12 protein-coding genes are annotated in these 13,989 nt (G+C 69.6%); 2 read left to right on the top strand and 10 right to left on the bottom strand.

The features are described from left to right. Nucleotides 1-89: 89 nt before the first annotated feature. From OG734_RS18670 to OG734_RS18655, 4 genes are all read right to left on the bottom strand, one after another. Nucleotides 90-836, bottom strand: a complete 747-nt coding sequence (locus OG734_RS18670) for a DUF6227 family protein (RefSeq protein WP_330288643.1) — start codon at nucleotides 834-836, stop codon at nucleotides 90-92. Between the two features lie 190 nt (nucleotides 837-1,026). Further along, nucleotides 1,027-2,268: a L,D-transpeptidase gene (locus OG734_RS18665; RefSeq protein ID WP_330288642.1), complete on the bottom strand. Its 1,242-nt coding sequence runs from the start codon at nucleotides 2,266-2,268 to the stop codon at nucleotides 1,027-1,029. Nucleotides 2,269-2,465: 197 nt separating this feature from the next. Then, on the bottom strand, nucleotides 2,466-3,497 hold the full coding sequence (locus OG734_RS18660; protein WP_330288641.1) for a P1 family peptidase: 1,032 nt from the start codon (nucleotides 3,495-3,497) through the stop codon (nucleotides 2,466-2,468). A gap of 25 nt (nucleotides 3,498-3,522) precedes the next feature. Further along, entirely contained in the window at nucleotides 3,523-4,797 is a 1,275-nt protein-coding gene (locus OG734_RS18655) for a low temperature requirement protein A (RefSeq protein WP_330288640.1), read from the bottom strand. A gap of 125 nt (nucleotides 4,798-4,922) precedes the next feature. Here OG734_RS18655 and OG734_RS18650 point away from each other — a divergent pair, with 125 nt between their 5' ends. After that, the gene (locus tag OG734_RS18650) at nucleotides 4,923-5,108 is read left to right on the top strand and encodes a hypothetical protein (protein WP_330288639.1); all 186 of its coding nucleotides are present in this window, start codon (nucleotides 4,923-4,925) and stop codon (nucleotides 5,106-5,108) included. Nucleotides 5,109-5,166: 58 nt separating this feature from the next. Here the strand turns inward: OG734_RS18650 and mscL are convergent, their stop codons facing one another. The 6 genes from mscL to OG734_RS18620 form a co-directional block, all read right to left on the bottom strand. Then, complete coding sequence (mscL, locus tag OG734_RS18645) at nucleotides 5,167-5,637, bottom strand: large conductance mechanosensitive channel protein MscL (RefSeq protein ID WP_330288638.1); 471 nt, start codon at nucleotides 5,635-5,637, stop codon at nucleotides 5,167-5,169. A 138-nt stretch (nucleotides 5,638-5,775) separates the two neighbouring features. Continuing rightward, nucleotides 5,776-6,306 carry an RcpC/CpaB family pilus assembly protein gene (locus OG734_RS18640; protein ID WP_330288637.1) on the bottom strand — a complete coding sequence of 177 codons (531 nt, stop codon included), beginning with the start codon at nucleotides 6,304-6,306 and terminating at the stop codon, nucleotides 5,776-5,778. Nucleotides 6,307-6,543: 237 nt separating this feature from the next. After that, nucleotides 6,544-7,395 (bottom strand): S-methyl-5'-thioadenosine phosphorylase, encoded by an 852-nt coding sequence (locus OG734_RS18635; protein ID WP_330288636.1) that lies wholly within the window; start codon nucleotides 7,393-7,395, stop codon nucleotides 6,544-6,546. Between the two features lie 83 nt (nucleotides 7,396-7,478). Then, nucleotides 7,479-7,823: an FmdB family zinc ribbon protein gene (locus tag OG734_RS18630; RefSeq protein WP_330288635.1), complete on the bottom strand. Its 345-nt coding sequence runs from the start codon at nucleotides 7,821-7,823 to the stop codon at nucleotides 7,479-7,481. Between the two features lie 68 nt (nucleotides 7,824-7,891). After that, nucleotides 7,892-9,169 carry an MFS transporter gene (locus OG734_RS18625; RefSeq protein WP_330288634.1) on the bottom strand — a complete coding sequence of 426 codons (1,278 nt, stop codon included), beginning with the start codon at nucleotides 9,167-9,169 and terminating at the stop codon, nucleotides 7,892-7,894. Nucleotides 9,170-9,395: 226 nt separating this feature from the next. Beyond that, the gene (locus OG734_RS18620; protein ID WP_330288633.1) at nucleotides 9,396-10,934 is read right to left on the bottom strand and encodes a potassium/proton antiporter; all 1,539 of its coding nucleotides are present in this window, start codon (nucleotides 10,932-10,934) and stop codon (nucleotides 9,396-9,398) included. 225 nt (nucleotides 10,935-11,159) lie between these two features. Here OG734_RS18620 and OG734_RS18615 point away from each other — a divergent pair, with 225 nt between their 5' ends. Next, nucleotides 11,160-13,916 carry a penicillin acylase family protein gene (locus OG734_RS18615; RefSeq protein ID WP_330288632.1) on the top strand — a complete coding sequence of 919 codons (2,757 nt, stop codon included), beginning with the start codon at nucleotides 11,160-11,162 and terminating at the stop codon, nucleotides 13,914-13,916. The last annotated feature ends 73 nt before the right edge of the window (nucleotides 13,917-13,989 follow it).

Raw genomic sequence — 13,989 nt, 5'->3', positions numbered from 1 at the left:
GAGCACGCCAACACCCCAGTGGGCCGGTCGCCTTGGCGATCGGCCCACTGAGGTATGTGCCCACTGAGGTATGTGACTCCGGGGTCGGGCTACGACGCCCGCGCCGCCCGGCGTTCCATCGCGTCCCGCGCGCCGTCCTCCGTCGGATACACCTCGCACATGTGCCGGCCGTCGGGCGTGGCCGTGTGCTCGACCTCCCAAAGGGAGACTTCCTCGCCGTCCGGCAGCAGGAAGGCGTGCTCGTAGAGCGAGAAGCCGAGACCGGCCCGGCCCGCGCGGCACGGCCGCCCGAACGCCTGCGTGATCTGGTGCGCGAACGCCGTACCCAGCAGCTCGGCGACGTCCGTCCCCGGCCGGTCCGCGTTCTCCGCGCGCCTGAGTAACCTGCGCGCGTGGTCCGCCGAGTCGTCGGGAACGTACATGTGCCCCGGCTGGAGAACCGGCGCGAGCTGCACCGTCACCGGCAGCTCGAAGTCCGGGGCGTCCGCAGGCAGCGGGAGCCGGGCCGTGGCGGCCCGGAGCTCCTCCTCGTCGACGTACACCTCGGCTTGCGGACCCGCGCCGGGCACCGTGTTGTGCACCAGCTCCCAGAGGGTGAGCGCCGAACCGTCGGCGAGCAGCCAGGTGTGGCGGTACGTCTCGCGGTGCAGGCCCGCACTGTGGTGCGCGGAGTGCAGCGAACTGTCGTGCGCCAGCGCGCAGTCGAGCCGCCGTATCGCGTCGTCGGGCAGTTCGAAGGAGTTCAACGCACGACCCAGGAGCCGCTCGAGATGCTCCTCCGGAGACTCGGGCGACTCGGGTTGTTCGTACGCTGCCGTCTCGTACGGAACGCTCAAGGCTTCTCCCGGCGTTGCTGCATGTCACCTTGTGGGTGCATACCGTAGCCCCTCGGTCGGACATCATGTCCGGGAACCGAGAAAACCTACGTCCGGAAGACGCCCGGGCCGCGCGAAAAGTTCCCGCACGGCCCCGAAAACCGTCAATGGTCCGTCAACACACCCTGATCAGAAGGTACTTGAGGTGACCTCAGGAAGTCGCCCCCGCCGTCCACTCGCTCCACGGCAGATTCCAGCCATTGAGACCGTTGTCCGGCGCGACCTGCTTGTCGGCGGAGTTCTTGACGATGACGACGTCCCCGATCATCGACCTGTCGAAGAACCACTTGGCGGGCGTGTCCCCCTGAGCCCCCTGCACGTCCTGCAGCCCCACACACCCGTGGCTGGTGCCCGTACGCCCGAAGGGCGGATTGCTCTTCAGGTACCAGAAGTTGCCGTGGATGAAGGTCCCCGACGTCGTCAACCGCATCGCGTGCGGCACGTCCGGGATGTTGTACGCGTTGGCCAGATCGACCGTACGGCTGTCCATCCGCGTCTCCGTCAGCTTCTCGGAGATCACCATCTGCCCGTTGTACGTGGTGAACTCCGGGCTGCCGGCCGAGATCGGGATGCTCTTGAGGGTCTGCCCGTCTCGTACGACGTTCATGGTCTGCGTGTTGACGTCGACCGTGGACACCTGCGAGCGCCCGATCGTGAAGCTCACGGTCTTCTTCTGCACCCCGACCGCGCCGTTGGCGCCCTTGACCCCGTCCAGGTCGATCTTCATCGTGACCTTGGAGCCGGCCTTCCAGTACTCCTCGGGCCGGAAGTCGAGCCGCTGCGCCCCGAACCAGTGCCCGACCACCTGCTGCCCGCTGCTCGACGTGACCGTGATGTGCGACCGCACGGCAGCCTGGTCGCTGATGGCCTTGTCGAACGTGAACGAGACCGGCATCCCCACCCCGACCGTCGTCCCGTTGTCCGGCGTGTACGTCCCGATGAAGCTGTTCGCCTTGGTGACCGTGGTGAAGGTCGAGTCGGCGCTACCGGCCCGCCCGTCGGCGTCCTTCGCGGCCGCCGATATTCGGTACCGCGTCCCACGCTCCAACTGCTGCGCCGGCTGCCAGTTCCGCCCGTCCGCGGATATCGCCCCCGCCACGGCCGCTCCCGTCCCCGCGACGGTCATCTTCACGTCCGTCAGCGTGCCGTCGCTGACCTTCACACCGGTCGTGTTGATCGACGCACCCGTCGAACCGTTCTTCGCGGAGATGGCGATCCGCGCGGCCGACGTCGTGACGGAGCCGCTACTGCCCTTGCCACTACCGCCCTTGCCCCCCTTGCCGTCGTCGCCTCCGCTGTTGCCGCCACCGCACGCGGTGAGGGTCAGGGCGCCGACCATCAGGACGGCACCGACCCCCAGTACGCGCCGAGCTGTTGTGTCCGGCGTTGTCACGGGCTGCTCCAGGTTTGTGTGATCCGGGGTGTCCGGGCTGTTTGGGTGATCCGCTCCACTGCGTGAAGAAAGAGGGGAACACCGGCGGCGCGGGTTCCCGCCGATCGCCCTCGCACCCATCACGTGACAGAACCGCGACAATTACGGCTCAACCAATGACGCCTCAACCAAGAAGAAGACACGCCGAGTTGCCGGTGTCACCGACCCCCGTACAGCTCCCCGTACGCTGGCCACTCCCCGCCCGGCCCCGCCACCGACTCCGCCGCCCGCACCGCCCGGACGATCGCCCGCGTCACCAGGTCCGCGCCCGCCGCGAGGATCTCGTTCAGCGCGAGCGGGTCGCCCTCGGCAAGGGGACGCGCCCCTGTCGCCAACGTGAACACCGTGTCCCCGTCGTTGAGCAGATGCACCGGCCGTACGGCACGCGCGATGCCGTCGTGCGCAGTGCCGGCCACCTTCTGGGCCTGCGCCTTCGACAGCACCGCGTCGGTCGCGACCACCGCGAGCGTGGTGTTCAGCGGCGGAAGCGGGGCCTTCGCGGCGACCTCGGCCAGCCGCCGCCGCGCCGCCTCGTGCACACCGGCCGCCGGATACCCGACACGACGCCCCTCGAACAACTCCCCGTACAGCACCCCCGTTTCCGGATCCATCGAGGACCCCGCCGCGTTGGCCACCACCAGCGCCGCCACCGTGATCCCCGACCCGAGCACAGTGCTCGCGGTGCCGACACCGCCCTTGAGGTGCCCGATCACGGCCCCCGTACCTGCGCCCACGCACCCCTCCGGCACAGGCGCGCCGGGTTCACTCGCGGCGGCCGCCTCGACGGCTGCCCGACCGGTGGCCGCGTCCGGGCGGGACCGGAAGTCGCCACCCCGGCCCAGGTCGAAGACACAGGCGGCGGGCACCACCGGCACGACGTGCCCCGGAGCGGGCCCGACCCGCACCCCGCGCCCCCGCTCCTCCAGCCAGGCCATCACCCCCGACGCCGAGTCCAGCCCGTACGCGCTGCCGCCCGTCAGGACCACCGCCTCGACGCTGCGCACGACGTTGCGCGGATCCAGGGCGTCGGTCTCCTTCGTGCCGGGTCCGCCGCCCCGCACGTCCACGGCGGCCACGGCCCCGCCCTCCGGTGCGAGCACGACCGTCGTCCCGGTGAGCCACCCGTCGCCGATACGGGTCGCGTGCCCCACTCGCAGGCCGACGACATCTGTCAGAGCGTCAACTGTCATGGCCCCCAGTGTTGTCCAGCACCCGCTACCCGGCTTCTTCCGCCCGCTCCACTGCTTCCGTGTCTTCCGCCCGCTGCTCCCCGGTGACCTTCCGAGCGGTCAGCGTCACCCCGGCCGCCACCGCGAGCGCCGACACGAGGCCCGCCGCGAGCACCGCCCAGTCGCCCAGGAGCGTGCACATGATCACCAGCAACGCCGTGGACGGCAGCACCAGTTGCTCGATGATGCCCACTTTGAAGTAGCGCGAGTGCAGGGCCCAGACGGTGACCAGGTAGAGCGCCGTCGGCAGGGTCACGGCGGCCGACGCGGCCGACGTGGAGATGTGCGCCCTGCCAACCACCTGCTCGACCGCGACCTCCAGTCCCGCGCCGATCGCCGCGGCCGACGCGAAGATCAGGTAGTGGCCGTATCCCCACAGGAACGCCTGCTTGCTGGAGCGCAGTCGCCCGTGGATGGGGACGGCGAAGTAGATCCACCAGGCGGAGAAAACGATCAGCAGCCCGCCCGCCGCGATCGGCAGCAGATCGGCCAGCGAGTCGTTCTCCTCCACCCCCGACTTCACGGCGACCGTCGCGGCCGCGATCGCCTCGCCAAGCACGATGATGGTGAACAGCCCGTACCGCTCGGAGATGTGATGCGGGTGCCAGGACGTGGTGAAACTCTTCTCCGCGTAGACCGGGACCGCGAGTTCGACGAGCGCCATCACCAGGAACACCCAGGGCCGGCCGGACTCCGGCAGGACCACCAGCCCCGCCCAGCCGACCATGCACAGGAGCACGCCACCGGCGTACCGCAGTGCCGTCGTCCGTTCGGCGCCCTCGGCCGTGCGGGCGGCCCGCAGCCACTGGGCGGCCATCGGCAGCCGCATGATCAGATAGCCGAGCCAGACGATCAGGAAGTCGTGGTCCTCGAAGGCCCGCGAGACCCCGGCCGCCAACACGAGGACGCCGGCGATCTGGACCAGCGTGACGACCCGGTAGAGCACGTCGTCGTTGTCGTACGCCGAGGCGAACCACGTAAAGTTCATCCAGGCCCACCAGATGGCAAAGAAAACCATCGCGTAGTTGAGGATCCCCTCGCCCGTGTGCCCCTCGGCGACGGCGTGCACCAACTGGACGCCTGCCTGGGCGACGGCCACCACGAAGCAGAGGTCGAAGAAGAGTTCCAGCGGCGAGGCGACCCGGTGCGACTCGCCGCGTCCGCGCGCGGTCAGCTTGCGCAGAGGCGCATCGCGGCCGACACCGGCCGAGATCTCGGGCACATCGGGTACGTCGGCGACGGGTGAGGAACTGGACGTCATACGACCCAGCACAGCAGATGAGCACAGCGTGCGCAGGCCGAAGGGCGGCGCCGGAGCGTGATCGTGATCCGGCGGGCGCCCCACGGCCCGGACAGGGCCCCACAGACGGGACGTACTCTGGAGTCATGAGCAGCCCCGCCGCCCCCGAACCGCGCGATCCGAAGCCCGCGCTGATCTTCGACGACCCGCTGGACCAGCAGTCGTCGGACGACACGGACCGAGGATGGGGCGAGCACCCGGTCGATGGTGGCGGCGACGGCGCTGCCGACCTGAAGCGCTTCCTCGACGAGAAGCCGCCCCACCACCTCTGACACCTCTGACACCTTTGGGCCGGACGGAACGGCCTCTGCAGGAGGCCGAGCCCGGCCCTTACCGCTCGTTGTGCCCGGAGCCTCGCTGTGCCACCAGGGCGTCGCGGATCTCCTTGAGGACCTCCAGTTCGCTCACCTCGATGACCTCCTGCGTGCCCTCCTTCGCCTTCTGGCGTGCCGCCGCCTTGGCCAGGTACTTCGACATCGGCAGGACCATCAGGAAGTAGACGACGGCCGCGGTGATCAGGAAGGTGAGCGTGGAGCCCAGGACCGAGCCCCACATGATCTTGACGCCGGTCGCGGTGTCGCCGGTGCCCTTGCAGGGGTCCTTGATGCAGGAGCTGTAGTTGTCGAGGTTCTTGGTCCCGAAGGCCCCCACCATGGGGTTGATGACGCCCTTCACCACCGAGTTGACGATGTTGGTGAACGCGGTACCGATGACTACCGCGACCGCCAGATCGACGACGTTTCCGCGCGTCAGGAAGGCTTTGAAGCCGTCCCAGACGCCCGGTTGCTTCTTCTCGCTCACCGCGGGGCCTCTCCTCGTTCACGCAAATGGTGGAACAAACAGTTCCGCAACCTACGTCAACGCCTGGCAGGCATGTCCAATCGGCCGGCTCCAACGAGGGACTTGACGCCAGACGGTTCGAGGCGACCACGCCAAGGCTCACCACAGGGTCACCGCCAGCCTTGCCGTCGCACCCGCGCCGGCCAGCCGGGACGCCGTGGCGTGCGGCACCGAGAGCACGACCAGTGCACCGCCCTCGATCATGCCGTCCTGGGACGTCGGGGCCTGCGGCACCTGCGTCACCCGTGCCCGGCGCGCGACCACCCGGGCGTCGGTACCCGTCGGTGACTCCTCGGCGGCGATGACGTCGACCCGGTCACCGGGCCGCAGCAGCCGGACGGTGGCCGCGTCGGCGATCCGGACCGGAGCCGTCACCATCTCGACCGCGGGCCGCGCCCGTACGGGATCCGCCACGGGGTGTCCCCGGACCCGTCCGACGTCGGGCGGCGGACCCGCCGCCTGACGCGGGCCGGCCGCGACGATCGCCGCCGCCGTGACGGCGAGGCCGACGGCCAGCGCCCGCCTCCGGTGCCGTACCAGGCGCCGCAGTTGATATCGCCCGCCGCGCACGCGCACGGGGGCGAAGTGCGGCACCTCGCAGGGCGCGGGGACGAGAGGAACGGAACGCACGGGACGTACCGAAGAGACGGGACGTACGGAAGACACGGGACGTACGGAAGACACGGGGACCACCACCTGTGACGAGGGATCTGCTTGCGCTCCCACGATGAGGCTTCTCGGCGAACCGTGCTGAGGCCTGTGTGCTACTCGCCGGTTGTGGACAACTCGCTCACCCGAACGGGAAGTTCCGCCCTCGCCCCCGCCCCCGCCCCGCCGACGCCGGACCCGGCCCTTTGCCGGCCCTCGTCAGGGCAGTTCGAACCCGGGATCCATCCCGCCCAGCGCCTTCGTGCACAGGCAGTCCCGTGTCGCGCCCGGCGGCAGCGCGGCCACCGCGTCGGACAGCACGCCCCGCATCCGGTCCACGTTCGCCGCGAACACCTGGAGCACCTCGTCGTGCGAGACGCCCTCGCCGGTCTCCGCGCCCGCGTCGAGGTCGGTGACGAGGGCCAACGACGTGTAGCAGAGCTCCAGTTCACGGGCGAGCCCCGCCTCGGGATGGCCCGTCATGCCCACCACGGACCAGCCCTGCGCCCGGTACCAGAGGGATTCGGCGCGGGTGGAGAAGCGCGGCCCCTCGATCACGGCCAGCGTTCCGCCGTCCACCGGCTCCCAGTCGCGCCCGCGCGCCGCCTCCAGGGCGGCCTTGCGGCCGACCGGGCAGTAGGGGTCGGCGAGGGACACGTGCACCACGTTGGGGACGGCGCCGCCGGGCAGCGGCAGACCGTCGAAGAACGTGCCCACCCGGGACTTCGTACGGTCGACCTGCTGGTCCGGCACGAGCAGGGTGCCTGGGCCGTACTCGGGCCGCAGGCCGCCCACCGCGCACGGGGCGAGCACCTGGCGTACGCCGACCGAGCGCAACGCCCACAGGTTGGCGCGGTAGTTGATGCGGTGCGGCGGAAGATGGTGGCCGCGTCCGTGCCGGGGCAGGAAGGCGACCCGGCGGCCGGCGAGCTCGCCGAGGAACAGGGAGTCACTGGGGGAGCCGTACGGCGTGTCCACCTGTATCTCGGTCACGTCGTCGAGGAAGGAGTAGAAGCCGGAGCCACCGATCACGCCGATCTCGGCACCTGCGGAATTCGCCTGATTCACCATCCCCGCACACTAGCCGCGCGCGAAAACGCCGAAGACCCCGTCGTCGTACGACGACAGGGTCCCGTGGGCCGAGAAAATGGCGCCTACGCGGCCGAGCTGGTGCTCGACGAGCTGCTGGAGCCCGACGAGGAGCTGGACGACGACGATGAACCGGACGACGAGGAGCTCGACGAACTCGATGACGAGTCCGAGGACGACGACGTCGAAGATGCCGTCGACGGCTTCGACGCGGGCGCGCTGCTCGACGAGGAGCCGCGGCTGTCGTTGCGGTAGAAGCCGGAGCCCTTGAAGACGATGCCGACCGCGGAGAACACCTTCTTCAGGCGGCCACCGCAGCTGGGGCACTCGGTCAGGGCGTCATCGGTGAACTTCTGCACCGCTTCGAGGCCCTCAGCGCACTCCGTGCACTGGTACTGGTAGGTCGGCACTTGTCTTCCTCCTGGCACTCTCACTCGATGAGTGCTAACGACGGTCCAGTGTGACGTATTCCCGGGGATCAGTCCACTGTCACCGGCACGCGGTGACCGACGACACGTGCCACGGTCAGGCTCGCCGGGCGGATCGTCGCCCCTGGTGCGAGCCGTGAACGCAGGGCCAGGAGGGTCGCGAGGGCAAGCAACGTGCCCCCCATGGGCACCAGGAATCCGGCGCCGTCCCAGAGACGGTCCTCCAGCTGGCCCGCGGCGGTGACAGCCGCCGCCTGGCCGAGGGCGACCGCGCCGGTCAGCCAGGTGAACGCCTCGGTGCGGGCGCCGGCCGGCACCAGATCGTCGACCAGGGTGTAGCCGGTGATCAGCGCGGGCGCGACGGTCATGCCGACCAGGAGGCCGAGCCCGGCCAGTGTCAGCACGGACTCCGCCGTCCACAGGCCGGAGGCGGTGACCGCGAGGGCCGCGTACCCGGCGATCAGGCGCCGCTGAGGGGCCGTGCGCCAGGCGACGGCTCCGCAGACCAGGCCGGAGAGCATGTTGCCGGCGGCGAAGACTCCGTACAGGACGCCGTTCAGGCCGGGGCTGCCGATGGACTCGCTGAACGCGGCGAGCGAGACCTGCATACCGCCGAAGACGGCCCCGATGCCCAGGAAGGCGACGATCAGGACGCGCACCCCGGGGACGCGCAGTGCCGAAACGCGCTCCACGCGCGCGTGCGGCCCGCCGAGCGAGCTGTCCGTGACGACGGGCGGCTGGGTGCTCTTCTGCGCCGCGAACAGCAGGCCGCCGAGGAGGGTCAGCGCGGCCTCGGTGACCAGGCCGGCCGCCGGGTCGACGGCGGTGCACAGGGCGGTGGCGAGCAGCGGGCCGAAGACGAAGGTCAGCTCGTCGGTGACGGACTCGAAGGCCGCCGCAGTCGGCATCAGGGGCGAGTCCTGCAACTTCGCCGCCCAGCGGGCGCGGACCATGGGCCCGATCTGGGGCGTGCAGGCGCCGGTCAGCACGGCGGCGGCGAAGAGGGTCCACAAGGGGGCGCCGGTCAGCGCCAGTGTCGTCAGGGCGAGGCCGGACAGGGTGTGCAGGACGACGCCGGGGAGAAGGACCGCGCGCTGTCCGTAGCGGTCGGCGAGACGGCCCCCGTAGGGCGCGCACAGGGCCATGGAGACGCCGGTGACGGCGGCCACGGCGCCCGCGGTCCCGTACGAGCCGGTGGTGTGCTGGACGAGCAGCACGATGGAGATGGTGAGCATCGCGAACGGCTGTCGCGCGGCGAAACCGGGGAGCAGGAACGTCCAGGCGCCGGGGGTGCGGAGCAGCTGTCCGTAGGTGACCGTGGATGCCACGGCCGTGCCTTTCTGCTGCCTGGTAGCGCGGCCCCCTCGCGGGGGCGGCGCCGAGAGCTGTCCTCTTGCGCGGACTGCGGTAGATGCCGACGCCCCCGCAGAGGATGTCCCGGCCGCCATACGGTCGCGCCAGCTCTGCTTCAGACAGAGTTGGTTCGATCAGGGTGCGCCTTCACTGTACAGGGAAGTGGGCTCGTAGGCCTGTGAAAGAAAGAAGCGAGGTGCGTCACGCCTCTGCTCCGTTCCCACCCGTCCCCAGCCACTGTGCCAGCTTGCCGCCCTGTCCCACGGCCCGCAGTCGGCGTTCCGTCGCGTCGCGGACCGGGTCGGTGGTCACCACGAGGAGTTCGTCGCCACGGCGCAGGATGGTCGTCGGCAGCGGAACGAACGATTTTTCATCGCGGACGACGAGGGTGACCGCTGCGCCCGGAGGCAGCCTCAGCTCGCTCACCTCGACGCCGTGCATCTTGGAGCCGTCGGGTATCGCGACGGACAGGAGATGCCCGCGCAGCCGCTCCAGGGGTGCTGATTCGATGCCGAGGTCGGTGGCCTCCGCGCTCTTGCCGAGGTGCAGTTTGCGGGCCAGCCAGGGGAGCGTGGGGCCCTGGACGAGGGTGTAGACGACGACCAGGACGAAGACGATGTTGAAGATGCGGCGGCTGTCCTCGACGCCGCTCACCATGGGGATCGTCGCCAGGATGATGGGCACCGCGCCGCGCAGCCCGGCCCAGGACATCAGGGTCTGCTCCTGCCACGGGACCCGGAACGGCGTCAGGCTGACGATCACGCTCAGCGGGCGCGCGACCATGGTCAGGGCCAGGCCTATGACGAGCGCGGGCCAGATGTCGTCGCCCATCTCGTGCGGGGTCACCTGCAGGCCGAGCAGGACGAACATGCCGATCTGGGCGATCCAGCCGAGTCCGTCGGCGAAGCCGCGGGTGGCCGGCCAGTGCGGCAGCCTGGCGTTGCCGAGTGCCATGGCGGCCAGGTAGACCGCGAGGAAACCGCTGCCGTGGGCCAGCGCGCCGGCGGCGTACGCGGTGACCGCGATCGCCATCACGGCGATGGGATAGAGGCCGGACGCGGGCAGGGCCACGTGCCTGAGGCCCCAGGCGCCGAGCCAGCCGACCGCGATCCCGATGGCCGCGCCTATGGCCAGTTCCAGGAGGATGACGCCCAGCAGCGTGTACCAGTGCTCGACCGGGCCCGCCGTGGACAGCGAGACGACCAGGATGACCACCGGGGCGTCGTTGAAGCCCGACTCGGCCTCCAGGGTGCCCGTCACGCGCGCGGGGAGCGGGATTTTCCGCAGGACGGAGAAGACCGCCGCCGCGTCCGTCGATGACACCACCGCGCCGATGATGAACGCCTGCCGCCACTCCAGCCCGACCAGGTAGTGCGCGGCCGTCGCCGTGATCCCCACGCTGACCGCGACCCCCGCCAGCGCCAGCGCGGAGGCGGCCGGGAGGGCGGGTTTGATCTCCTTCCACTTCGTGGCGAGTCCGCCCTCGGCCAGGATCACGACCAGGGCCGCGTACCCGATGACCTGGGTCAGTTCGGCGTTGTCGAAGTGGATGTCGCCGATGCCGTCCTGGCCCATGGCGATGCCGATCCCCAGGTAGACGAGCAGGCTGGGGAGCCCGCTGCGCGAGGAGATCCGAACCGCTGCCACAGCGATGAGGAGGACGAGCGAGCAGACGAGCAGGAGCTGGTTGAGGTGGTGGACGGTCAGCGGGCTGTTCCCTTCCCTGGCCCGGCGCGGCACGCGCGCGGGTCACGTACATCGGACACGAGGTGAGGTCACCGCGTACCCAAGTACTTCGTTACCTTACCTAACTCTTGACGATTTCTTGACACTTCCACAGGCATGATCGAACGCCCGTCCGTTCGCGTACCCGACTCCGCGTCAAGTCGCGTCGGGCCCTGCGCCTATGGTTGCTCCAGCACTCCAGTACCGCCTGCCGCTCGCGTTAGGACAGCAAGGACAGCGATGCCCCCCACCACCACCAGCTCTTCCGGTCACAAGTCCGGCAAGTCCGGCAGGAAGAAGGGGCGCAAAGCCCGACTGTTCGTAATCGTCCTGGTCCTGGCGATCATCGGAGGCTTCGCCTACGGCGCGTACTGGTCCGTCAGTACCGTCCGGGCCTCCTTCCCACAGACCAAGGGCTCAATCTCCCTCCAGGGCCTGTCGGGGCCTGTCGACGTCAAGCGCGACAGCTACGGCATCCCGCAGATCTACGCCTCCTCCGACGAGGACCTGTTCATGGCACAGGGCTACGTCCAGGCGCAGGACCGGTTCTACGAGATGGACGTACGCCGGCACATGACGTCGGGCCGGCTCTCCGAGATGTTCGGCAGCGGGCAGGTCGACGAGGACGAGTTCCTGCGCACCCTGGGCTGGGACCGGGTGGCCAAGGAGGAGTACGACAAGACCCTGTCGGCCGCCACAAAGAAGTACCTCCAGGCCTACGCCAAGGGGGTCAACGCCTACCTCAAGGGCAAGGACGGCGCGGACATCTCCCTGGAGTACGCGGCCCTCGGGTTCGAGAACGACTACAAGCCGCAGGAGTGGACCCCGGTCGACTCGGTCGCGTGGCTGAAGGCGATGGCCTGGGACCTGCGCGGCAACATGCAGGACGAGATCGACCGCTCCCTGCTGACCAGCCGCCTCGGCCCGAAGCAGATCGCCGACCTGTACCCGGAGTACCCGTACAGCCGGAACAAGCCGATCGTCCAGGAAGGCGCGTACGACGCCACGACGCAGACGTTCGTCCAGGGCGGCAGCGCCGCGAGCACGCAGTCGGCGTCCTCGGGCACGTCCGGAACCTCGGCCGCCGACTCCGAGGCCTTCCAGAGCCAGCTGGAGGGCCTCTACCGGGTCCTGGACGACGTCCCGACGGCCGTCGGGGTGAACGGCAACGGCATCGGCTCCAACTCCTGGGTCGTCGCGGGCGCCCACACCATCACCGGCAAGCCACTGTTGGCCAACGACCCGCATCTGTCGCCGTCGCTGCCGTCCGTCTGGTACCAGATGGGCCTGCACTGCCGCAGCGTCTCCAGCAAGTGCCAGTACGACGTCTCCGGGTACACCTTCGCGGGCATGCCCGGCGTGATAATCGGCCACAACGGGAACATCGCCTGGGGCATGACCAACTCGGGCGCCGACGTCACCGACCTCTACCTGGAGAAGCTCTCCGGCGACGGCTACCTGTACGACGGCAAGACGAAGCCCTTCACCACGCGCGAGGAGACCATCAAGGTCGCGGGCGGTGCGTCCAAGGAGATCGTCGTCCGCGAGACCGAGAACGGGCCGCTGCTGTCCGACCGCTACGACGAGCTCGTCAAGGTCGGCCGGAAGGCCACCGTCGACGCCTCGGCCCCCGACCGGGGCGACGGCTACGGCATCGCGCTGCGCTGGACCGCCCTGGACCCCGGCAACTCCATGGACGCCGTCTTCCTGATCGACAAGGCGTCGAACTGGACCGAGTTCCGCGCGGGCGCGGCCTCCTTCGAGGTGCCCTCGCAGAACCTCGTCTACGCGGACACCGCGGGCAACATCGGCTACCAGCTGCCGGGACGCATCCCCAAGCGCGCGCCGGGCGACAACGGCTCGCTCCCGGTCCCCGGCTGGGACTCCAAGTACAACTGGACCGGCTACCTCAAGCAGGCCGAGCTGCCCTTCGAGTTCAACCCCTCGCGCGGCTACATCGTGACCGCCAACCAGGCCGTCGTCGACCAGGCCAAGTACCCGTACACACTCACCAAGGACTGGGGCTACGGCACCCGCAGCCAACGCATAGCCGACCTGATCGCCTCGAAGATCAAGGGCGGCGGCAAGATCTCCACCGACGACATGCGCCAGATGCAGCTGGACAACAGCAGCGAGATCGCCAAGCTGCTGGTGCCCAAGCTGCTGGCGATCGACGTCGACGACAAGTACGTCCGTGAGGCGCAGAAGCTCCTCGTGGGCTGGGACTACACCCAGGACGCCGACTCGGCCGCGGCGGCCTACTTCAACTCGGTCTGGCGCAACATCCTGAAGCTCGCCTTCGGCAACAAGCTGCCCAAGGAGGTGCGGGTCAAGGGCCAGTGCCTGTACGTCAGGCCGGTGAACACCACCAGCCCCGCCGACGCGGACCAGCCTGTGCTCGAGTGCGGTCAGCGGGACGCGGACGAGGCGCAGCCGGACGGCGGCGACCGCTGGTTCGAGGTGGTCCGCAAGCTCATCAACGACCAGGACAACGACTGGTGGAGCACGCCGGCCACCCGCACCGAGAAGGCCGCGACCAACCGCGACCTGCTGTTCGCGCGCGCCATGTCGGACGCCCGCTGGGAGCTGACCGCCAAGCTCGGCAAGGACATCGACACCTGGAGCTGGGGCCGGCTGCACCGCCTGTTCCTGAAGAACCAGACCCTGGGCACCGAGGGCCCCGACTTCGTGCAGTACATCCTCAACCGCGGCCCCTGGAACCTCGGCGGCGGCGAGGCGACGGTCAACGCGACCGGCTGGAACGCGGCAGGCGGCTACGGCGTCGTCTGGGTGCCGTCGATGCGGATGGTGGTCAACCTCGGCGACCTCGACAAGTCGAAGTGGATCAACCTGACGGGAGCCTCCGGGCACGCCTTCAGCGCCCACTACACCGACCAGACGAGCACGTGGGTCAAGGGCGAACTGCTGGACTGGTCCTTCACGGACCAGGCGGTCGAAGACAGCACGAGCGACACGTTGTCACTGAAGCCGTCGTGAGCACGCGGTAGTACCCGACTCCCGAGTCCCGAGTCCTGAACCGGCCCTCCACGCACGCGTGGAGGGCCGGTTC

Source organism: Streptomyces sp. NBC_00576 (assembly GCF_036345175.1).
Taxonomy (GTDB): Bacteria; Actinomycetota; Actinomycetes; order Streptomycetales; family Streptomycetaceae; genus Streptomyces.
The sequence above is the reverse complement of the archived record's forward strand: the minus strand, read 5'-3'. Positions and strand labels throughout refer to the sequence as shown.

What these genes read in the sequence shown, in the direction of transcription:
- OG734_RS18660 (WP_330288641.1), bottom strand. Translation starts at nt 3,497, where the DNA reads ATGACAGTTGACGCTCTGACAGATGTCGTCGGCCTGCGAGTGGGGCAC.
- OG734_RS18650 (WP_330288639.1), top strand. Translation starts at nt 4,923, where the DNA reads ATGAGCAGCCCCGCCGCCCCCGAACCGCGCGATCCGAAGCCCGCGCTG.
- OG734_RS18615 (WP_330288632.1), top strand. Translation starts at nt 11,160, where the DNA reads ATGCCCCCCACCACCACCAGCTCTTCCGGTCACAAGTCCGGCAAGTCC.
- OG734_RS18635 (WP_330288636.1), bottom strand. Translation starts at nt 7,395, where the DNA reads ATGGTGAATCAGGCGAATTCCGCAGGTGCCGAGATCGGCGTGATCGGT.
- OG734_RS18655 (WP_330288640.1), bottom strand. Translation starts at nt 4,797, where the DNA reads ATGACGTCCAGTTCCTCACCCGTCGCCGACGTACCCGATGTGCCCGAG.